This window comes from Streptomyces sp. Ncost-T10-10d (assembly GCF_900091955.1).
In the GTDB taxonomy this organism is placed as follows: domain Bacteria; phylum Actinomycetota; class Actinomycetes; order Streptomycetales; family Streptomycetaceae; genus Streptomyces.
The window spans coordinates 16186-36113 of record NZ_FMDF01000170.1 but is presented as its reverse complement, the minus strand read 5'-3'; the positions used below and the strand labels follow the sequence as shown (position 1 = coordinate 36113).

The window sequence follows — 19928 nt, the reverse complement described above, 5'->3', positions numbered from 1 at the left end:
TTCGACAAGATCTACGTCATCAACACCGACGACGTCCCGCACAGAGAAAGCCGGTCCCTTCGCCGTCCTCCTCGACAAGGAGAACCGGCGAAGCGCCAGGCACTACGTAACGACGACCAGCTCCGGACTCAAACACCCGACCGCATGCGAGCAGACGCGGGACGATGAGGCGTTGGGTGGGGCCGACCGGATTCGAACCGGCGTCTTCCTACATGCCGTGAAGGCGCGACGACCACTGCGCTACAGCCCCACCCTGCTCGTGATCCCAGAAGCCATCTGCGCTCCGTGCTGCCGGATTGTCCGAGGGGGGTTCTCCGAGCAGCGGCTTGGCCGGCCGTGGCGCGGAGCAGCTTGACGCCGAGGATTGGCGGCTGGCTCCTGCCCTGCTCAGCCCTCGACTGAGCAGGGCAGCATGCGGCGGCTCCGGGCCCCAGGTCTTCTGCCCGGAGTCCTGCCGGCGGTCTGCACGCCGCGGCCCGGGGCCCGTCCGGTGTTGGGCCGATCGGGATGTGCCAGGCCCCCGGAGCGGGATGCTCCGGGGGCCTGGCGGTGCCTGTCGCCGGATCAGACGGCGGTGATGTTCTCCGCCTGCGGGCCCTTCTGGCCCTGGGTGATGTCGAACGTGACGGCCTGGCCTTCCTGAAGCTCACGGAAGCCGGTGGAGTTGATGTTGGAGTAGTGCGCGAAGACGTCGGGGCCGCCGCCGTCCTGAGCGATGAAGCCGAAGCCCTTTTCCGAGTTGAACCACTTGACGGTTCCGCTGGCCATGCCGGTGCCTCTCAGTCGATAGTCGGATCCGCACCGCGCGGACCCGGAGGTGATCGCCCTGGTTCTCAGGCACTGCACAGCAAAGTGCCCGCGCCGGAGCGCGGGCAGGTACTGCGAACCACGACATCTGCCGGTGACACTACATGGCGAGACCGCCCATCACCAGAGAGCAATGGGTCATCAGCGATCCCGAGTTCAGAATGTCCGCCGACAGTCAGGAAGTAATCCGGGCCCTGCCTGCGCACATGCAAGTCGCGCGGCAGGAACGGGTCTACTCCGAGCGGAGGCGCTTCTGACGCCGAGTGCGTGTTGCCTCTGCTCTACGATGCGGCCGGGTCGTGGAGTGAAGCGTCGGCCGGCCCCTGGCAGAAGCCGGTGAACCGCACTTTCAGGCCCTCTCGCTGTGGGGAGCAGCAGAAGGGGCCGGCTGATGCCGTCGCCTCGGGTGAGAGTGGGGCGAGCCGGACCATGCGCCATGGTTCGTTGTCGCGGCGGGCGCGGATCGTCACGGCGTCGCCGTCGCGGCTGGCCCGGACGGTGATGTGATGTCCGTTCCAGTCGGGCACGGGGGCCAGGGACCAGTCGGAGCGGCCGCGGGTGACGACGGCGCCGAGGTGTGGGACGCCGTCCGTCATTTCCACGCCGGCCTTGATCCACGTCTGCTCGTCCACACGGACCATGAGTCCGGCTTGGTCGTAGAGGGTGTCGAAGTCGGCGACGAAGGTCACTTCGATGGCGCTGGTGTCCGGCAGGGCGGTCAGCAGCGCGTGCCCGTCGTCCCGGATGAAGCCGTAGCTGGTGGTGCGCCAGAAGTCACTGCGGTTCCGGGTGGTGACCAGCAGTCCGGCGCTGTCGCTGACGGCGTCCAGGGGAGGGTTGAGCCAGGTGGCGTCGTCCCAGCCAATGGTGTGCTGGTTGCTCATGTGTCTGCTCCGTTGTGCGGGCGAGGCGGTCTGCCGGTGTTCTGGGGCGGTGAGGAGCGCCGGCACCGTGGTCAGGTGTGGCACCGGTCAGGCGTCTGAGGGGCAGGGCGGTCAGGCGTCCGGCCGCGCGGCCGTCTGCGCGCCGGGGCCGGTGCCTCCACTGGTGATACGGATGATGGCTTCGAGGGTCAGGGCGCGTTCGTGGGGTTCCGTGTCGAGGGCGCGGTGAATGGACAGTCCTTCGATGAGGGCGTCGAGCTGACGGGCTGTTGCCGGGTCGAAGTGCCGTTCCAGAGCGTGGCGGCTGCGACGCATCCATTCTCGGGTCAGTTCCCGGTAGGTGGGCTTGCGTGCCGCGAGGGTGTACAGCTCGTGGGTGAGGACGAGTTCACGCTGGTTGCCGCCGGACAGGTGGTGGATGAGGTCCGCGACCGCTTCCCGTGCCTGGCCGGGTGTGGTGGCGGCTCCGAGTCGCTCCTCGAATACGGCGACGATGCTGCTGGTGAAGCGGGTGAACGCCTCGCGCAGCAGCTCGTTCATGTCGGCGAAGTGATAGGTCATCGACCCAAGAGGCACTCCGGCGCGGGCGGCGACCTTGCGGTGCGAGGTGCCCGCGACTCCCTCTTCCGCGATCAGGTCGAGCGCGCTTGTAATGATGTTTTCCCGCCGCTCGGGGTCGGTTCGTCCGGTTGCCACGGTGTTTCCTTGCGCTAGATCGAACGGATCACGCGGGCAGGGTTGCCCACAGCGACCACGTTGGCGGGAATGTCCTTGGTGACGACGGCTCCGGCACCGATGACGCTGTTGTCGCCGATACTCACCCCCGCCAGGACGATCGCTCCGCCTCCGAGCCAGACGTTGTCGCCGATCGTGATCGGCTTGGCGGCCTCCAGCTTGTCGCGGCGCGGCTGCGGTTCCACGGGGTGGGTAGGGGTGAGCAGCTGCACGTTGGGGCCGATTTGGCAGTCCCGGCCGATGGTGATGGGAGCCACGTCCAGGGCGGTGAGGTTGTAGTTGATGAAGGTGTCCTGGCCAACGGTGATGTGCGCGCCGTAGTCGACGAACAGCGGCGGTCTGATGTGGGCACCGACGCCGAGATCACCGATGAGCTCCGCGACGACGGATCGCGCGGCTTCGGTGTCCTCCGCGTACGCGGCCTGGTACCGGGCGGCCAGGCGCACGGCCCGTTGCTGGGACGTCGCGATGTCGGGGTCGTCTGCGATGTAAAGGTCCCCGGCGAGCATCCGCTCGTGGTTGGTACGGGAGTCCCCTTCGAAGAAGTCAGGCATGCGTACGATCGTACACTCAAAGCGTACGATCGTACGCACTCCTTCTCGTTTCGTCTTCCGAGGGGGTGGCGCACACCCCCTGCCGTCCGGGACGGACCTGAGGTGTCCACCGGGACCATGGGGCTGGGCTGTTCGGGCTGTTCGGGCTGTCCATCGGCTCCCTGGGCGGGGGCACGGTCTCCGGACATCTCGTGCGTCGCTACGGAGGCAGGACAGTCATCGGCGCCGGAGCCGCCCTGATCGCCGTCGGCTGCCGGTCGGTGAGGTCGCGCTGCTCAGGGGTGCATCCGTGCGCCCTTGAGGACTTTGTCCACCAGATTGCGCGGTCCGTAGACAGCCATCCCCACCAGGTCGAGCTGATCCTTGCCCACGGCCCGTACAGCTGCCCGGTTGTCCCGGTCGTTGCCCGTGTTGAACAGATCCGAGGTGAACACCGCTCTCGGCAGCGAGCGGGACAGCGCACGACCGTGCGCGGTGGTCAGTGTCTCCTTCGTCCCCTGGAAGACCAGTACGGGCTGGCGGAACATCGGCAGATACGCGGTGTCGTCGGCGTCCGTGTACGGCTCGCCGATCATCTCCGGGGATGCCGTGCCGAGCCCACTGACCACGAAGGCGGTCACATTCAGCCGCTGCCAGGGCTCCAGGTCGTCGCGCAGCAGAACGGCGATCTTCGTGTCGAACCGGACAACCACGTGCTCATCGCCCGCACCGCTCTCGCCCCGGACCCCGGTCTCGGTCTCGGTCTCATCCTTGGTTCTCATGCTTCGAGACTCCAGGGTTCTGCCTTCTCCGTCTTGTACGTTCTTTGCATGGTGCCCCGGCAGGAAATCTCCGCTTGGCGCCCGCCGGTCGCGGGTGTCGTGGAGGTCTTCCACGCCCACTTCACCGAGCACGCGTACCCCATGCACGTCCACGACGCCTGGACCCTGCTGATTGTCGACGACGGCGCGGTCCGCTACGACCTGGACCGCCATGAGCGCGCCACCCCGAACGACACCGTGAGCCTGCTCCCGCCGCAGGTCCCGCACAATGGCTCACCTGCCACCCCTCACGGCTTCCGCAAGCGTGTTCTCTATCTCGACATGTCGCAGCTGGACGAGCGCTTCATCGGCCCGGCGGTGGACGGCCCGGACCTCGCCGACTGCGTCCTGCGCAGACGCATCGGACAATTGCACACAGCCCTCGCCGACCGGGGCGACGCGTTCGAGGCGGAGAGCCGTCTGGCCCTCATCAGCGAGCGTCTGCGCGAGCACCTGCGCCCCAAACTGGCCGTCGGCAGAGCGGGGCCCGACCGCGGTGTCGCCCAGGACCTGCGTGACCTCCTCGACGAGCGATTGCTCGGAGCCATCACCCTGGCCGAAGCCGCACGTCTGGTCCACGCCCATCCCACACATCTCGTGCGTGCCTTCAGCGCCGCATTCGGCATCGCACCCCATCAGTACCTGACGTCCCGCCGCGTCGACCTGGCCCGCCGTCTGCTGCTCGACGGGCAGCCGCCGGGCGCAGTAGCGGCCGCCACCGGCTTCTACGACCAGTCCCACCTCACCCGGCACTTCAAGCGTGTCATGGGCATCACTCCAGGCCAGTACGCGCGTACCGGGGCAGCCAGTTGATCAAGGGCCGCCCGCACGGGCCCTGGCCCCGGAGCCTGGACACCTGAGACGCGGATCTTGAGGATCCGAGAACGGACATGTCGTGGCAGCCGACCGGGCGGCCCGCCGGACGGCCGACGCGGAGCTCGCCGCCCGGATGGGCAGGATTCGCCAGGACTCGGACGGCACTACGGTGTCCCGAGGATCGCCGCCGAACTGCGCGAATACGGCGAGCGCCTCAACCACATGAAGACTGCCCGGGCCATGCGCCAGGTCGGCCCGGCCGGTCTGCGGCTGGGGCGCAGGCACCGCACCGCCGTCGCGGACTCGGCCACCCATGCCCTTCACGGCACCGTTGCCGTTGCCGCGATTCTGCTCTGGCTCCGCTCGTAACCCGTAGGACAGCCCTCAGGCCCTCGGCTGGGTGAAGCGGATGCTGTTGCCGAAGGGGTCGCGAAGGCCACAGTCGGTTCCGTACGGACGATCGGTCGGCTCCTCGGTGAACTCGACGCCCCGGCCCAGCAGCGTCTCGTACGTCTTGCGGCAGTCGTCCGTGCTGAAGATGAGGGAGCCACCCATCACTCCCTTGGTCACCAGTTCGCGGACCTGCTGCGCCGTTTCCTCGGACATCGCCGGGGGGCCCGGCCTCTCCAGCAGGATCTGGCGCTCCGGGTGGCCCGGGACGCTGACGGTCAGCCAGCGCATGAAGCCCAGATCGACATCGGCGTTGACCTCCAGGCCAAGCTTTCCGACGTAGAAGTCAAGGGCCTCGTCCTGGTCGAGTACATAGATCTGCGAGTGCGTGATGGCGTTGAACATGTGCATCACGCTACCGGGCAAGCCGGACGGAAACTTATCCAAAACTGCTCAACAGACGGACGGTGCAGGCAGTGCGGACGCTCAGGCGCTCGGCCGCGTCCACGCCATCGTGAAGCACGTCGGTACGCTCGTGGCCGCCGCTTCCTTGCGGTACGTCCTCGGTGACCGGCCGACGATGTCGCGGAATGTGCGGCTGAAGGTTCCTGGGCTGCCGAAGCCGACTTGGAAGCAGATGTCCGTCACACTCCGGTCGGTCTCCCGCAACAGGAACATCGCACGCTCGACACGGCGGCGCTGCAGGTAGCGGTGTGGCGTCTCGCCGAACGTGGCCCGGAAGGTGCGCGTGAAGTGCGCCTGGGACACATGGGCGATCCGGGCCAGGGCCGGAACGTCCAGCGGCTGCGCATAGGCGCGGTCCATCGCATCCCGTGCCCGAAGCATGCGGCGGTTCGTCTCTTCTGCAGCACGGCTCACGGCGTCATCACACCACGGCTCACCGCCGTCCGTGGCAGATCCATCGGCTGAACTCCGGCTGAGGCCGGTCCGGTGTGCAGCATGTACCGGATCTCGCACAGCACCTCCCGGTCCGGCAACGGCTTGCGGTCCGGATACCGGAAGCGCCAGTGGCGCTGCGGCAGCAGCGGCTCAAGGCGGTCCCACAGCTCATCCGACACGATTCACGGCGGCGTCTCCTCACCGGACCGAACACTCAACTCACCTGCCGGACATGGCCATCAAGACCGATCCACCTCATGGTGTCAGCCGTCGAAAGCCTCAGCGCACGAGTTCGGGATCTTCTCCCTCGGGCAATTCGCGCATGTTTCGAAGCGGCGACAGAAAGTACGGGATGGTGCTCAACGTCATGCCGGCGGCACCGATCCACAATGTAGCTTTTGCTCCGAACACAATCCCCGAAGCTCCCCCCAAAAGCCCGCCGAGCGGAATGCCGCCCCAGGACACGAACCGGGCTGTCGCACTCATCCGTCCCAAGAGCCGATCTGGTGTGAGGGTCTGCTGGAGGCTTGATTGAGCAACAAAGCGGATGACTCCGCCCAGGGAAAGGAACGCGAGTCCGAGTGCAGCCACGTACACGTTCCAACCCGGATGCGCCAATGGCATCAGCACTGTCAACGGACAGGTGACAAGTGGGGCGAGCCAGATGACCGGACCCTGCCCGATCCGCTTCGAGACCCTGGTCGCCCACAGCGCGCCCAGCAGGGCACCACAGCCCATTCCCGACAGGATGAGGCCGATACCGAAGGACTCGAGATCCATCTCCCTCTCCAAGAAGACCAGCAACATGGTCTGATACATGACCAGGAAGAGGTTGAATATTGCATCCCCCAGGATGATTGCACGCAGGACGGGATGCTTGAGAACAAACTTCAACCCTTCTTTGATGTCTCGAAGCAGTTGAGGGTGCTCACTCGACTCCGGCTTCTGTTCGCGTTTGCGGATGCCGGTCGCAAGCACCCCTGACATCACCATCCCGACCGAACTCACCACAAGCGTTACAGGGGCTCCGAGCCAGCCGACAAGCGGCCCTGCCATCCCTGGTCCACTGATACTGGTTACCGAACGTATCGCCGAGAGCTTTGAGTTTCCTTCAAGGAGATTGCCGCGCCCCACCAGGTGCGGCAGATAACTCACGTACGCGACATCGAAGAAGACTGTCAGCACCCCATGAACCAACGCGACCGCGTAGAGCCACCAGATCGTCAGAAGCTCCGACCACCACGCCACCGGTATCGTCAAGAGGGCCACCGCCCGAGCAAGATCAGTGCTGATCATCACTGATCGTTTCCGCATACGGTCCACCCACGCACCTGCCGGCAGCCCGACCAGGAGCGAGCCTGCCGTGGTCATCGCGGACAGTAATCCAACCTGGAACTCGTCAGCATTCAATGCCACGATCGCAACCAGAGGCAACGCGAGAAAGATAATGCGATCGCCCAGTTGACCGAGCGCGGTGGCCGCAAACAGCCGCCGGAAGTCCGGATCGTGCAGGAGTCCGAGTCGGGAGGGTATTGACATTCGAGTCACCTACTGTCGGATGTGAAATATCGCTCTGCCGGCTTCAGCGGCTACGGCTGGTCGACCACGAACTCGTAGGCCACTTCACGGCGCACGTCCGGAATGACGATGTCGGCGGTTTCCACCGGACGTCCGTCGGTGTCGTAGATGGTCCGCTCGATCTGGAGCACCAGGTCCCCGACGCTGATCCCCAGTAGGTTCGCCTGTTCCTGGGTGGCACGAGCCGGGCGGGGCAGCTCGACCACGGTCTCGATATCAACACCGATGGAGCGCATGCGCTCAACCACCCCCTTTCCCGCAAGGGGACCCGTCTCGGGCAGTACGATCGGCGTTCCGTCCGTGATGGCCATCGGCTCCCAGGATTCGGAAAGCTGGACGGGTTGCCCGTCGGCGAGGAACTCATAGTGCGTGTTGACGCAGAGGTCTCCGGGGCTGATGGCAAGACGCTCGGCGATTGCCTCAGGAGCGGGGACGCGTGTCCGGCTGTGCGAATCCCAGGCGCCGGCCTTGCCCCGCTCCTTCATACCGGCGAGGGAGGGGAGCCGTTGCGGCGTTCGCGTTGCCGCGAGCGGACCATCCGCAGGCGCTCGCACGGCATGCGGACGTAGGTGCCCGAGCCCGCGCGTCCTTCGAGGAGTCCCTTGCCGATCAAGCGATCCACGGCCCTCTGCGTGACGTTGCGCCCGACCCCGTACTCCTCTGCGAGCTGTGCCCGGGACGGCAGGCGCGCCCCGATCTCCCACTCTCCCGCGAGAATCCGTGCACGCAGCGCGTCGGCTACTGCAAGGTACGGGGCCTCTCGGGGCATTTGTGACCCTCCGGTTGCTCTGCTGCGCGGCAGCTGGTGATTCCAGGCGGCGTTGGCAAGCTACTGCACCGGGTGAAAGCTGCTGGAGTAGAAATACGCTCGGTGCTCAAGCGGCTGCGGACGTTCATGTGAAGCCAGTTGCTGCCGCTGCTCGACGCGATCCCGCCGGTTCGCGGCCTGGTCGGGCATCCCGGCGCCGCACCAGCGGCGCTCCCACACCGGCTTCTGGTGAGCCCACGGCCCGCGCCGGGCACCGCCCCTGGCACGGGGCCGACCGAGCGCGCCGGGACCTTGTACACCGGAGCGATCAAGGGCGTGGGCACCGTCAGCGGTCTCGACGTCCGTGACCTGCTGGTCAACGGCCTCGGCCGCACACAGGGCCCCGAGGTCCTGTGACGATGGGGGCCGGACCGCGATCGGGTCATCCACCTGCCGGGGGTTTGGTCGGGAAAAGACGCCGGCACAGGAAGCAACGGGCAGACACGCCCCGACATACGAGCGGGGCAGGCTTGAGCTGTGGGGATAGCGGTGGGTGACCGTTCGAGATGCGTGGGTGCCTGGGCGCTGTTTCGCTGATGAGGCCCGCTCTTCCCGACAGATCCAGGAGTGATCATGAGCGTTGCAGGTGAATCCGGCCGTGCCCAGCAGATGCGTGCCAAGGCGCAGGAGATGAAGGACGAGGCCGCGCGCACCTCGGACCCGAAGGAGCGTAAGCGGCTGACGGACCAGGCCCGCCGACTGCAGGAGCAGAGCGAGCAGGAGAGCCGCGGCGGCGGCAACCAGAACATGGACCCCATGTAGCCGGCTCCCGCTGAACACGCCGGCCGGTGTTCTCCGGCGCCCTGAGCGTCGGAGAACACCGGCCGGCCCATGTGTCACCGTGAACGACGTGACCTGCCGGAGCGCTACGGTTCATCGAAAGGCGATGTGCGAGCGGCGTCACAGGTCCGGTACGCACTGTCGCCGCCAGGAAGTTGGCGAGCATTCCGTTGCTCGCATGCGAAGAGGTGGTCACCGGAAGATCCGGTGACCACCTCCGGCGTGTGGCGGATGCTACTCGCAGGTGCCCGCGAACGTCCCGCGCGTCACCACGTCCGTCGCAGCGGCTGTGGTGTCCAGCCAGACGATGCGCTGTCCGTCACCGAGCGACGGGGCCAGCTGCGAACCGGAGGAGCACGAAGCGAGGCTGAAGTTGTTCAGCCCGGCCAGCACGTCCTCGGTCGTGGAGACCTTCACCTTGGTCGGGCCGTTCCAGGCGCCGAGAGCGCCCCAGATGTCGTACGTCGAGTAGGCGAAGTACTCGTCGCTGACCGAGAACTGGGCGACGTACAGACTCTTCGGGTAGGTCAGGTTCTTCATCTGGGTCACGTCGGCGGCCGGCGTCGATCCGATGGTGGTGCTGGGGATCAGGAACCCGCCGCTGGTGCGGTAGAAGACGCGGTCCGAGGTGAGCTGGATGTCGGAGATGCTGTTGAACAGGAAGCCGGGGATCCGCTTGTTCTGGGTCGTCCCCGTGGCGATGTCGTAGACGTACAGGTACGTCCCGTCGCCGCCGGCCCAGGCGATGGTGCCGTTCTTCATGGCGAGGCGCGAGGCCTTGGTGCCGGCTTCGGGCGTCACGTTGACCGTGGTGCCGTCGGCCTTCAGGAGCATGACGTCCTGCTCACCGTCGGCAGTGGTGCTGATGTAGGCGAGGGCACCGTTCTCGGTGACCGGCTCGGTCTCGTCGGCGTCCGGGGTGTCCACCAGCTTCTTGATCGCGCCCTGCCCCTTGTCGCCGGCCTGGTAGATGCCGACACCGGCGGCGGAGATCCGGGTGAAGACGACCCGCTCGTCGTCGAGGGACGGGTCCATCAGGTAGGCGTCCGACTGCGCCAGCTCGTGCTGGGGCCTCTTGCCGAAGCGGCCGACCGTGATACCGAAGGCGGCGCTGCCCTGGTCCCAGGCGATCGCGTCACCGTGGCCAATGGCGTAGACATCGCCGCTGATCTGGGCGGCCTGCTCGTCGATGCCGCTGTAGACCTCGTAGGCGGGCAGGACATCGGCGCCGATGGTGGTGCCGTCGTGGGTGCCGGACTTCTGCTCCCAGCCCCGCTCGATGCCGTGGTCGTCGAAGGCCCGGCCGATGGTGTCGAGGTCGGCAGCGGAGACCTTCAGGGACTTCGCGGCCAGGGTGACCGCGTTGCGCATGTCGGTGAAGCCGGACAGCGGGGTGAGGTAGTTCTGGGCCGCCCGGTACATGATGCGGTCGGCGAGGCCGGCGTCGATGTTCTTGCGGATGTCCCACAGCGCGCCACCGACGATGGTGGAGTTGGAGTGTACGCCGCCGTTGTCGATGTCGAGCGTGATGGGCTCGTAGTCCGTCTGCGCGTTGCGGCCGTCGTTGAGGTCGCGCAGCGCGCACTCCTTCAGCGGCTTCGTGCCGTTGCAGAGATATTCACCGATGAGGCCGGACGTCGGGTCGCTCATCGCGACGCCCTTGTCGGCGGTCTCCATCGCATTGCCGAAGTAGTCGGAGATCGCCTCGTTGAGGGCGCCCGACTGGTTCAGGTAGACAAGCCCTGCGGAGTGCTCGGTGACGCCGTGGGTCATCTCGTGGCCGACCACGTCCAGGCCCACGGACAGCGGCACGCCATCCATGTGGCCGTAGACCATCTTGGAGCCGTCCCAGAAGGCGTTGGCGTAGTCCTTGCCGTTGTTCGCGACGTTGACGACGGAATAGATCGTGCCGCCCTTGCCGTCAACACCGTCACGGCCGAGCTTGTCCTTGAGGTATGCGTAGACCTTCGCCGCGTTCAGGTGCGCGTCGACCGCACCGGAGGACGTGTTGGTGGCTTCGAACCGGTCGCTCGCGGAGGTCGCCAGGGGAATGTCCTCGGTGACCGGACCGCCCGCCACGAGCGAGTAGCTCTTGCGCTGGGCGTCGTACGTGCGGATCTGGCCGCCGGTCCGCGCGTACATGTCCCGTGTGGAGTCGACGAGCGTGTACGACCCGCCCGCCTCCTTGTTGATGTCCAGCTCCGCCTCGGAGCCGTCCACGCGCACGCCCGTCCCCTTGACCGGCGCGGCATCCGCGGCGTCGATGTTGTTGTACGAGAGGGCGATGCCGCCGATGTTCGCGTCGACGTACACCTCCTGGCGCACCGGGCTGCCATCGGCCTGGGCACCCGTGACGGTGAAGTGCCAGGCCAGCTTGCCGCCTCGGGCGTCCGGCAGGACGATGAGGCCGTGGCCCTCGGTCTTGGCGTCCTTGACCCGCGGCAGCTTTCCGTCGAGGGAGAACATCCGCTTCTTGGCGGTGGCCTCGGAAACGCGCGGTGCGGTGGAGACCGACAGGTCCGTGTACAGGGTGCCCGTGGCGGAAGTGACGCTCTGACCGCCGTCCGCTGCCTCGGTCTGCACGGCGTATTCGGCACCGAAGACCGGCACGCCGTTGTGCTTCTGCTGGAAGCGGACGGATGACTGCTTGCCGTCCTTGCTGGTGCTGACGGTCTCGAGGTCCGTGACCGGAACCTTGTACGTGTCCTGGTGGGCTTTCAGGTGCGCCCGTGCGGCCTGGGCCGGAGTGTCCTCACGGACCGTGTCGTCGAGACGCTGAGTCATAGCGGGCGCGACCGGCACCCGGTCACCGGCCACGGAGGTGGCCGGCGGGGCGTCCTCCTCGGCCCAGGCCGGTGACGTCAGCAGCGTCGAGCCGGTGGCGGCGACGACCACTGCCGCGGCCAGGACCCGGCGGAGCCGTCTTTGTCGTATCGGGAACACGTGAACCCTCCCCTATCGCACAGATACGTGAACTCGCCCAGCCGCGTGAGGTGCGAGGGCCCCACGCGTTCGGTGCCTAGATGTTTCGTCACGTCGGTGGGGCGTACAAGAGATGTCCCTGGCGTGAACACGCCGAGGCGTAAATACGCCTCAGACGGCGCTGTTTTCCCGCCGGTTCGGGGTGCTTTGCGTGTCCGTCTCGTCCAACCAGCCGCTGCACGCAGCGTGCCAGCCGAGCTGGAAACGGGTGGCCGCCCCCACCTCGGCCATGAGGGACTGCAGGCGGCGCTGGACGGTACGGTGCCCCATGCCGAGCTGACGGGCGATGGCCGCGTCGGTGAGTCCCACGTACAACAGGGAGACGATCTGCCGGTCCACTGCGTCGAGTCCGGCCCCGCCCGTGTGCCCGGCACCGGGGTCCGCACCGGAGGGCAGCAGGCGCCAGCCTCTCTCGAAATGCCCTTCGAAGAGCGAACTGAGCGCCGTGAGCAGTCCGGTACCGTGCACGGCCAGCGCGACCGGATCGACGTCGTCGCGCTCCGGCGCGAGCGGCAGCAGGGCCACCCGCTGATCCTGCATCAGCAGGAGCCTGCGACGGATCGCAGCCGCCCCCGACAGCACCTCGATGGGTGCCCCCGAGGCGTGGGCCTGGGCGGAACGGTGCCGTTCGGCCAGGTTCGTCACGAGCGACTCGACGCGATGCAAGGCCGCCCGACGGGATTCCAGCAGAGGGCCGAGAGCGAGCACGGGAGAGGAGGCCCGATAGCGCACGGCGTCGGCGTCGGCGATGGGCCGGACGCTGGCGAGACCGCGCTCCACCAGGGCATCGAGGGCAGGCGCGACCTCCTCGACGCACCCCGTCGACTCGCCCACGAGCGCGGCGGGTTCACTGTCGGGCCGGTCGACGAGGAGCCGGTACACCGCATCCTCCAACGGCTCCAGACCGAGGAACGTGAGCAGGGATGCCTCTGCCGCATCCAGCGCCACGCCGGACGGGCGAGGACCTTCGGCGCTCAGCGCCGTCCCTCGACGCAGCCGCACCCGGAACGACCGGACTCCCACACCGGACACACCCCGCAACACCGCAGTGCTCCGGCCCCTGCCACACCGTCCGCCACTGACCCGCCCCCTCGCTGTTGCACCGCCTCCACCCGGATGGACACACTATCCGGCAGACCTCGTGCGTGATACAACGACTTTCGGAACAGCCGAGAGACGGTCGTGAGGGCGGTCCGGTACGCCGGGGTCGCGGGGAACTTTCGGCCCGGGGGCCGCCTACGATGCCCTGCCCGTGCGCGGTGGCGTGACTCGATACATCTGAGCCGAGTGCTCTGCTCCGGCCAGACGTTGCTCACCTTGGTAGGCGTCGGGTCCGCTGCCAGGGCATAGTCATGCGTTCCCGCCCGGACAGACGCGCCGTCACCCGGCCCGCCCCGGCGCCCGCACCGGACGTGACGACGGTCTGACTCATGACCGCCGGGCGTCCTGGACGCAGCGGGAGGCCGGCACACCCGATCGGAGCACCGGTGAACTGGTGAAATTCGAGGTGTCACCGCCAGTCGTACGGGCCCTCCATGGTGGCAGGCTCCACCATCGAGTCAACCGGGAGGGACGGAGAACCGATGGCACAGGACCTGCAGGAAGCCCCGTCGGCCGAGCCTGTGGCCAACAAGCGCATCGATGCCGGTGTGAGGCTCATGGGCTGGCTGACGACCACGGACCACAAGGTCATCGGCAATCTCTATATGGTCACCGCGTTCGGGTTCTTCCTGCTGGCCGGAGTGATGGCCATGGTCATGCGAACGGAGCTGGCCCGGCCAGGACTCCAGATCGTCAGCACGGAACAGTACAACCAGCTGTTCACCATCCACGGCACCATCATGATGCTGCTGTTCGCCACACCGATGTTCGGCGGCTTCGCGAACGCCGTCATGCCGCTTCAGATCGGCGCGCCCGACGTCGCCTTCCCCCGCCTCAACGCGCTCACCTACTGGCTCTTCCTCTTCGGCGGAATCATCGTGGTGTCAGGATTCGTGGTGCCCGGCGGCGCGGCACACTTCGGCTGGTTCGCCTACGCCCCACTGAACAGTGCCGTCTTCTCGCCCGGCGCCGGCGGAGACCTCTGGACCATGGGCCTGGTGCTGTCTGGGATCAGTACGACCCTGGCATCGGTCAATTTCATCACTACGATCGTCTGTCTGCGCGCCCCGGGTATGACCATGTTCCGGATGCCGATCTTCACCTGGAACGTCCTGTTCACCTCGATCCTCGCGCTGCTCGCATTTCCGGTGCTCGCGGCCACACTGCTCGTCCTCGAAGCCGACCGGAAGTTCGGGGCGCATGTCTTCGACTCCGCGAACGGCGGGGCACTGCTGTGGCAGCACCTGTTCTGGTTCTTCGGCCATCCCGAGGTATACATTGTCGCGTTGCCCTTCTTCGGAGTGGTCAGCGAGATCATTCCGGCGTTCAGCCGGAAGCCGATGTTCGGGTATTTCGGAATGGTGATGGCCACGATCAGCATCACCATGCTCTCGGCGGTTGTCTGGGCCCATCACATGTTCGCTACGGGAGCCGTTCTCCTGCCCTTCTTCTCCGCCATGTCGTTCATCATCGCCGTGCCCACCGGTGTCAAGTTCTTCAACTGGATCGGCACCATGTGGCACGGCAGTATCTCGTTCGAGACACCCATGCTCTGGGCGATCGGCTTCCTCGTGACTTTTCTCCTCGGCGGCCTCAGTGGAGTGCTGATCGCCTCACCCCCGCTGGACTTCCATCTCACCGATTCGTACTTCATCGTCGCCCACCTCCATTACGTGCTCTTCGGAACAGTGGTCTTCGCGATGTTCGGCGGCTTCTACTTCTGGTGGCCCAAGTTGACCGGACGCATGCTGGATGAACGCATCGGACGTGTCCATTTCTGGACCTTGTTCATCGGCTTTCAGCTGACCTTCCTGGTCCAGCACTGGCTGGGCGAGGCCGGAATGCCCCGGCGTTACGCCGACTATCTCTCGGCGGACGGCTTCACGCTGCTCAATACGATCTCGTCCATCGGCTCCTTTCTGCTGGGTCTGTCGACACTGCCATTCCTGTACAACGTGTGGCACACCAGCCGTTGCGCGCCGAAGGTCGAGGTGGACGACCCGTGGGGGTTCGGCCGTTCCCTGGAGTGGGCGACCTCCTGTCCGCCCCCGAGACACAATTTCCGGGCATTGCCTCGCGTACGTTCCGACTCGCCGGCCTTCGACCTGCACCACCCCCTCACGCCGGAGCAGCCGGGCCTCGGCCGAGGCGGGTCCCACTCCACATCGGGCGCCGCAGAGGAGTCGGGCGAATGAAGACCGAGGCAGTTCTCTTCGCCGGAGTCGCGGGGTTCTTTCTCGTGACGGATGTTCTCTACGCCGTGTGGTCCCGGGATCCGACAGGCACGGCGGCTCTTACCATCTCGTTCCTCATGGCGTCGCTGGTCACGTTCTTCTTCGCCACCAACTACCGGAGGAAGGGACTGCGCCCCGAGGACCGCGGGGACGGGCACATCCATGAGCGGTCCGGTCCGGTGGACTTCTTTCCTCCGCACAGCATCTGGCCGTCGCTGACAGCCACAGGAACGGCCGTGCTCGCTCTCGGCGTGGTGTTCGGTCTGTGGCTCTTCGTGATCGGGCTGGGCGTGGTCCTGGCAGGGGTGTTCGGAATGGTCTTCCAATACGGCCGTGCCCAGGGCTGAGGGCGGCTCTCAGTCCTCGGGCTCGCGGACCCGCTCCGGCGGCGCGGTCCGCTCGGCGATCCGGGACCGTTGCTCGTCCGTGACGGGCAGTTCCACGCGGTCCCCGTAGTACCAGCCGCTCAATACGGACCGAACCCGTCGCCGACGCGAGACCGGGCCCTGCGCGGGGAGCTCCAAGGGCGTCGGGACATCACGCATCAGGATGCGGTAGCGGGCTGTCGGGCTCAGGCCGCGGCGGCTCTCCGAGAGGTCGCCGTTGATCGACTGGGTCACCTGGCCGGTCTCCTCGCCCTCGGCCAGTCGGCGGCGGTCCCGCATCTGGAGGGCCAGGCAGAGGCGTTTGGTCAGCGCGAAGGCCAGGAGCGGAGCGGCGATCAGCGCGGCTCTGAGGATCCAGGTCATGGCCTCGACCGAAACCCTGAACGAGAAGGCGACGACGTCGTTGCCGCCGGCGACCAGGAGAACGGCGTAGAAGACGATGGCCGCCACGCCGAGCCCCGTACGGGTCGGCCGGTTGCGCGGCCGGTCACACAGATGGTGTTCCCTGCGGTCGCCCGTCACCCATTTCTCGAAGAAGGGATAGAGGAACAGCATGGTGAAGACCACGCCTGGCAGCACGACCGCCGGAATGAACACATTCCACATGATGGTGTGGCCCGCGATGTCGGTCTCCCATGGCGGCATCAGCCGGAGCGCCCCCTCCAGGAACCCGACATACCAGTCCGGCTGTGCGTTACCGGAAACCTGGTTGGCGCGGTAGGGGCCGTAGTTCCATACGGGGTTGATCTGGGCGAGCGCGCCCAGCAAGGTCAGCACGCCGAACACCATGAGGAAGAAACCTGTGGTCTTCGCGGTGAAATGAGGAAACGCCGGTGAGCCGACGGCGTTCTCATTGGTCCTCCCCTGACCCGCCCAGTGCGTGTGTTTGAGGTAGACCACCAGGATGAGATGAGCGGTGATCAGCGCCACGATCAGGCCGGGCACGAGCAGGACATGCACGGGATACAGACGGGGGATCACGTCATTGCCCGGGAACTGTCCGCCGAAGACGAACAGCTCCAAGTACGTTCCGACGACAGGGATCGACCCCACAATGGTGGCCGCCGTCCTCAGGCCCGTACCGGACAGCAGGTCGTCGGGCAGCGAGTAGCCCGCGAATCCTTCGAGGAGTGCGAGTACGAACAGTGTCACGCCCACGATCCAGTTGGCCTCCCGCGGTTTACGGAAGGCGCCGGTGAAGAAGATCCGCAGCATATGGACGGCGATTGCGGCGACGAACACCAGTGCCGCCCAGTGGTGGATCTGACGGATCAGCAGACCCCCGCGCACGGCGAAGCTGATGTCGAGGGTGGTGGTGTAGGCCTGCGTCATCCTCACGCCCTGAAGGGGCGCATAGGAACCGGTGTAGACGCTCTCCATCATGCTCGGGTCGAAGAACAGGGTGAGGTACACGCCGGTGAGGAGCAGGACCACGAAGGAGTAGAGGGCGATCTCGCCCAGGAGAAAAGACCAGTGGTCGGGAAAGGCCTTGCGCAGCAACTGCCTGGCCAGCTCACTGACGGGCAGGCGCGCATCCACCGCACCGTATCCACTGACCGCCGCCTGCCCGGCCCGGGCCTTCAGCTGCGCCTTACGCCTCCGCAGGGGCATGCACCACTCTCCCGTCGATCTTCCTTCCACCCCCCGCCCCCATTGTTCCGGTTCGCCCTTTATGGGTAACGCATTACTCGAAGGGACTACGCAGAATCGCGATATCGGCACCTGATCGGCCGACTTCGCCCTGACGTGCAGAGTGGTGCCGGGCCGGTGCGTCGGGCCCACCCGCGAGCGATGTGCGGGGTCCCGCCGCCGCAAGGGGTGGGGCGCGTTGCCCCGTCGCCCTCGACGGCATGACTCCGTTCACCCGACCGGCGATCTTCATGGGCAGTTGGCGGAACTCTGAACGTCGGCGGCTTCCCCCTCAGCCGGCTGTCTCCGGGCACCTCCGGTCCGCGTCACACCCCCGACGGGAACTCTCGGAACCGGGCGCACACCGCCGCCACACCGCCGGTCTTCCGTGAGTGGGATGCGAGGTGTGCGCCACCGGCGTGCAGTGGCCCGCAGTCCGTCCGATTCCGGATTGCCCATGCCGGGCGCCGGGCCGCGGTCCGTCGGCGCGGCGACTGCACGGCCGCCTCGCACGTGATGAAGACGGCCCACGAGTTCGACGCTAGCCATCGCGTATGCGCCATCGGCCCGCGTCGTCGCCGCGGACCTGTGGCGCACCGAACCGCACGCCGTACGTGAGGAAGCCGGCGCCGCCTGGACCGAGCCGTCGGCATGGCCGCCGTCAGCCGTCCTGGGGCAAGCCCGCATGCGGCTGTGAAGAGCTGCGCCTGATGACCTGCCGGCACGTCGAGCACATGCGTTCCCACGCACGCGTCCACACCTGGCCGATCGGCTGACCGGTCCCCCGGTGAGGCGTCAGGCGCGCGCCTTGCGGGCCGACATCCACGCGTAGACCAGGACACCCGCGAAGAGAAACAGCACGCCCTGGTAGACGGCTGCGTAGCCGGAGCCCGCCAGGAGCCACATGGAGAAGCCGAAGGCCGCCAGCGCGAGCACGGCGTCACGGGCGAGGCGAGCCGGGCGGACCCGGTCGCGCTGTCCCGAGATGAGGAAGTACAGCTGGGCCGCCGTCGCCAGAAGGTATGGGACGGTCGCGGTGAAGGTCGTGACCAGTACCAGGATGTCGAACACCCGGGCCGTCCCGGCCATGTAGTTGTAGACAGTCAGCAGCGAGGCGAGGACAACCGTGACGGTCACGCCGAAGGTCGACACGCCACGCCGCTTCACCGCGAATCGTGCCGGGAACAGGCCGTCGCAGGCGGCGGCGTACGCGGTCTGGGCACTGAGCAGCGTCCAGCCGTTGAGCGCGCCCACGATCGACACCAGCGCCGCGCAGGCGACCGCCGTGCCGCCCCATGTGCCGCCGAACATGGCGTTGACGGCGTCGGTGAAGGGGGCACTGGAGGTGAGCAGCTTGTCGTGCGGAACGGTGCCGAAGACGGAGAGGGTGCCCAGCAGGTACACCAGTGCCGCGCCGAGCGTGCCGAGGACGGTCGCCCGCCCGACGTTGCGCCGCGGGTTGCGCACCTCACCCGCGCTGACCGCCGCCGACTCGACACCGAGATAGCTGAAGAGCAGGATCGCGGCGGAAGCGGAGACCGCTCCGAGGGCGCCGCCTTCCGTGGCCTGGAAGGGACCGAGGTTGTCCGGGTCGAAGAAGAACAGCCCGCCGATCGCGACCAGCAGCAAAGGGACGAACTTCAGCACGGTGGACACGAGCTGCACCGCACCGACGTAACGGGTCCCCGCGAGGTTGGCCAGAGCCGGCAGCCACTGCACGACGAGTGCGGCAGTCATCATCAGCCACGGCGAGCCGTGCAGGGGCAGCAGCACGTCCAGGTAGCCCACAGCGGTGACGGCGAGCGCCGCGTTGCTCACCCAGGAGGTGATCCAGTACGACCAGGCGGCCAGGAAGCCCGCGAAATCGCCGAAGGCCTCGCGCACGTAGACGTACGGCCCGCCGGTGCGCGGGTCACGCCGCGCGAGCCGCCCGAAGACGAGAGCGAGCGCGATGGCGCCGACGGTGAGCACGCCGAAGGCGACGAGGCTGATGGTGCCGTACGGGGCGACGGACACGGGGAGCAGGAAGATGCCGCCGCCGATGATGTTGCCCATGACCAGTGCGGTGGCGATCGGAAGCCCGAAGCGCCGGGCGTGTCGGCTGCCCCCTTCCCGCTCCGGGGGCGGGAGGTGCTCCGTCCGGGGCCGAGTCGGGGCCTTGGGTCGGGGCCGGAGCCGATTGCGCGACGGTTCCGGTGTCATGCATGGGGATGGTGCGCCTTTCATCGTGCTGGGTACCGTCGCCTGCCCCGGCGAGGCAGCGCCACGGCCCCCGGCCCGTGCAGCGGCAGCCCAGCGTGCGGGCGCACGCCTGCTGCGGGAACCGCCGGGGGAGGCTTCCATGCTCGGTTATCGGACACCGCACAACAAATCGCCGGTGAAAGTTCACCGAGGTACTGGCCGCGACCGGAAATCGGACGGAACGGAGCCCGCGCGACCGCGCATCCTTCTCCGCACCCCCGGAATGAACCGACCCAATTGGCTGCGATCGGCGCGCACGCTGGTCGAGCGCCGTGTCCCCGTAGCTGCCGAGGCACTGGCGTC

At 67.1% G+C, this 19928-nt stretch carries 17 protein-coding genes, 1 tRNA gene and 3 pseudogenes; 6 read left to right on the top strand and 15 right to left on the bottom strand.

The annotated features are described in order from the left end of the window. Positions 1 to 177: 177 nt before the first annotated feature. The 6 genes from GA0115254_RS31010 to GA0115254_RS30985 all read right to left on the bottom strand — a co-directional run bounded on the left by GA0115254_RS31010 (position 178) and on the right by GA0115254_RS30985 (position 3741). Positions 178 to 250: transfer RNA gene (locus GA0115254_RS31010), tRNA-Ala, on the bottom strand. Between the two features lie 314 nt (positions 251 to 564). Next, positions 565 to 768, bottom strand: a complete 204-nt coding sequence (locus tag GA0115254_RS31005) for a cold-shock protein (protein ID WP_093898593.1) — start codon at positions 766 to 768, stop codon at positions 565 to 567. A 320-nt stretch (positions 769 to 1088) separates the two neighbouring features. After that, positions 1089 to 1691 (bottom strand): DUF1349 domain-containing protein, encoded by a 603-nt coding sequence (locus GA0115254_RS31000; protein WP_093898592.1) that lies wholly within the window; start codon positions 1689 to 1691, stop codon positions 1089 to 1091. A gap of 111 nt (positions 1692 to 1802) precedes the next feature. Then, complete coding sequence (locus GA0115254_RS30995; RefSeq protein WP_093898591.1) at positions 1803 to 2387, bottom strand: TetR/AcrR family transcriptional regulator; 585 nt, start codon at positions 2385 to 2387, stop codon at positions 1803 to 1805. Between the two features lie 14 nt (positions 2388 to 2401). Further along, entirely contained in the window at positions 2402 to 2980 is a 579-nt protein-coding gene (locus GA0115254_RS30990; protein ID WP_093898622.1) for a sugar O-acetyltransferase, read from the bottom strand. Between the two features lie 275 nt (positions 2981 to 3255). After that, on the bottom strand, positions 3256 to 3741 hold the full coding sequence (locus GA0115254_RS30985; protein WP_093898590.1) for a DUF2000 domain-containing protein: 486 nt from the start codon (positions 3739 to 3741) through the stop codon (positions 3256 to 3258). Between the two features lie 48 nt (positions 3742 to 3789). Here GA0115254_RS30985 and GA0115254_RS30980 point away from each other — a divergent pair, with 48 nt between their 5' ends. Both GA0115254_RS30980 and GA0115254_RS44815 read left to right on the top strand, forming a co-directional pair. Continuing rightward, entirely contained in the window at positions 3790 to 4593 is an 804-nt protein-coding gene (locus GA0115254_RS30980; RefSeq protein WP_093898589.1) for a helix-turn-helix transcriptional regulator, read from the top strand. A gap of 225 nt (positions 4594 to 4818) precedes the next feature. Then, positions 4819 to 4965 (top strand): hypothetical protein, encoded by a 147-nt coding sequence (locus tag GA0115254_RS44815; protein WP_176740370.1) that lies wholly within the window; start codon positions 4819 to 4821, stop codon positions 4963 to 4965. A 15-nt stretch (positions 4966 to 4980) separates the two neighbouring features. Here GA0115254_RS44815 and GA0115254_RS30975 read toward each other — a convergent pair whose 3' ends face one another. From GA0115254_RS30975 to GA0115254_RS30955, 5 genes and pseudogenes are all read right to left on the bottom strand, one after another. Continuing rightward, positions 4981 to 5391 carry a VOC family protein gene (locus GA0115254_RS30975; protein WP_093898621.1) on the bottom strand — a complete coding sequence of 137 codons (411 nt, stop codon included), beginning with the start codon at positions 5389 to 5391 and terminating at the stop codon, positions 4981 to 4983. A gap of 81 nt (positions 5392 to 5472) precedes the next feature. After that, positions 5473 to 5865 (bottom strand): helix-turn-helix domain-containing protein, encoded by a 393-nt coding sequence (locus GA0115254_RS30970; RefSeq protein WP_176740369.1) that lies wholly within the window; start codon positions 5863 to 5865, stop codon positions 5473 to 5475. Positions 5866 to 5933: 68 nt separating this feature from the next. Next, positions 5934 to 6068 (bottom strand): annotated as a pseudogene (locus tag GA0115254_RS30965) (transposase); the annotation flags it as partial. Between the two features lie 97 nt (positions 6069 to 6165). Further along, positions 6166 to 7425 carry an MFS transporter gene (locus GA0115254_RS30960; RefSeq protein ID WP_093898587.1) on the bottom strand — a complete coding sequence of 420 codons (1260 nt, stop codon included), beginning with the start codon at positions 7423 to 7425 and terminating at the stop codon, positions 6166 to 6168. A gap of 50 nt (positions 7426 to 7475) precedes the next feature. Further along, positions 7476 to 8233, bottom strand: a pseudogene (locus GA0115254_RS30955) (GntR family transcriptional regulator). Positions 8234 to 8461: 228 nt separating this feature from the next. Between GA0115254_RS30955 and GA0115254_RS44810 the strand changes: the two are divergent. After that, positions 8462 to 8629 carry a hypothetical protein gene (locus GA0115254_RS44810; RefSeq protein WP_176740367.1) on the top strand — a complete coding sequence of 56 codons (168 nt, stop codon included), beginning with the start codon at positions 8462 to 8464 and terminating at the stop codon, positions 8627 to 8629. Positions 8630 to 8845: 216 nt separating this feature from the next. Then, positions 8846 to 9034 carry a DUF6381 family protein gene (locus GA0115254_RS30945; RefSeq protein ID WP_093898585.1) on the top strand — a complete coding sequence of 63 codons (189 nt, stop codon included), beginning with the start codon at positions 8846 to 8848 and terminating at the stop codon, positions 9032 to 9034. Between the two features lie 252 nt (positions 9035 to 9286). Here GA0115254_RS30945 and GA0115254_RS30940 read toward each other — a convergent pair whose 3' ends face one another. Together GA0115254_RS30940 and GA0115254_RS30935 are read right to left on the bottom strand one after the other, a co-directional pair. Further along, positions 9287 to 11995, bottom strand: a complete 2709-nt coding sequence (locus tag GA0115254_RS30940; RefSeq protein WP_141720946.1) for a M4 family metallopeptidase — start codon at positions 11993 to 11995, stop codon at positions 9287 to 9289. A 150-nt stretch (positions 11996 to 12145) separates the two neighbouring features. Next, positions 12146 to 13066, bottom strand: a complete 921-nt coding sequence (locus GA0115254_RS30935; RefSeq protein WP_141720945.1) for a helix-turn-helix domain-containing protein — start codon at positions 13064 to 13066, stop codon at positions 12146 to 12148. Between the two features lie 626 nt (positions 13067 to 13692). Here GA0115254_RS30935 and ctaD point away from each other — a divergent pair. Together ctaD and GA0115254_RS30925 are read left to right on the top strand one after the other, a co-directional pair. Next, positions 13693 to 15330 (top strand): aa3-type cytochrome oxidase subunit I, encoded by a 1638-nt coding sequence (gene ctaD / locus GA0115254_RS30930; protein WP_256102867.1) that lies wholly within the window; start codon positions 13693 to 13695, stop codon positions 15328 to 15330. After that, the gene (locus GA0115254_RS30925) at positions 15327 to 15716 is read left to right on the top strand and encodes a cytochrome c oxidase subunit 4 (RefSeq protein ID WP_093898581.1); all 390 of its coding nucleotides are present in this window, start codon (positions 15327 to 15329) and stop codon (positions 15714 to 15716) included. The genes ctaD and GA0115254_RS30925 overlap by 4 nt, the downstream gene beginning before the upstream one ends. Before the next feature lie 9 nt (positions 15717 to 15725). Here GA0115254_RS30925 and GA0115254_RS30920 read toward each other — a convergent pair whose 3' ends face one another. Both GA0115254_RS30920 and GA0115254_RS30915 read right to left on the bottom strand, forming a co-directional pair. Beyond that, positions 15726 to 17366 (bottom strand): cytochrome bc1 complex cytochrome b subunit, encoded by a 1641-nt coding sequence (locus GA0115254_RS30920; protein ID WP_093898580.1) that lies wholly within the window; start codon positions 17364 to 17366, stop codon positions 15726 to 15728. 813 nt (positions 17367 to 18179) lie between these two features. Next, a pseudogene (locus tag GA0115254_RS30915) lies at positions 18180 to 19590 on the bottom strand (amino acid permease). Positions 19591 to 19928: the final 338 nt, after the last annotated feature.

Coding starts and splice junctions, on each gene's coding strand:
- GA0115254_RS30960 (WP_093898587.1), bottom strand. CDS start 7,425: ATGTCAATACCCTCCCGACTCGGACTCCTGCACGATCCGGACTTCCGG.
- GA0115254_RS31000 (WP_093898592.1), bottom strand. CDS start 1,691: ATGAGCAACCAGCACACCATTGGCTGGGACGACGCCACCTGGCTCAAC.
- ctaD (WP_256102867.1), top strand. CDS start 13,693: ATGGGCTGGCTGACGACCACGGACCACAAGGTCATCGGCAATCTCTAT.
- GA0115254_RS30975 (WP_093898621.1), bottom strand. CDS start 5,391: ATGTTCAACGCCATCACGCACTCGCAGATCTATGTACTCGACCAGGAC.
- GA0115254_RS30945 (WP_093898585.1), top strand. CDS start 8,846: ATGAGCGTTGCAGGTGAATCCGGCCGTGCCCAGCAGATGCGTGCCAAG.
- GA0115254_RS30920 (WP_093898580.1), bottom strand. CDS start 17,366: ATGCCCCTGCGGAGGCGTAAGGCGCAGCTGAAGGCCCGGGCCGGGCAG.
- GA0115254_RS44815 (WP_176740370.1), top strand. CDS start 4,819: ATGAAGACTGCCCGGGCCATGCGCCAGGTCGGCCCGGCCGGTCTGCGG.
- GA0115254_RS31005 (WP_093898593.1), bottom strand. CDS start 768: ATGGCCAGCGGAACCGTCAAGTGGTTCAACTCGGAAAAGGGCTTCGGC.
- GA0115254_RS30985 (WP_093898590.1), bottom strand. CDS start 3,741: ATGAGAACCAAGGATGAGACCGAGACCGAGACCGGGGTCCGGGGCGAG.
- GA0115254_RS30980 (WP_093898589.1), top strand. CDS start 3,790: ATGGTGCCCCGGCAGGAAATCTCCGCTTGGCGCCCGCCGGTCGCGGGT.
- GA0115254_RS30990 (WP_093898622.1), bottom strand. CDS start 2,980: ATGCCTGACTTCTTCGAAGGGGACTCCCGTACCAACCACGAGCGGATG.
- GA0115254_RS30925 (WP_093898581.1), top strand. CDS start 15,327: ATGAAGACCGAGGCAGTTCTCTTCGCCGGAGTCGCGGGGTTCTTTCTC.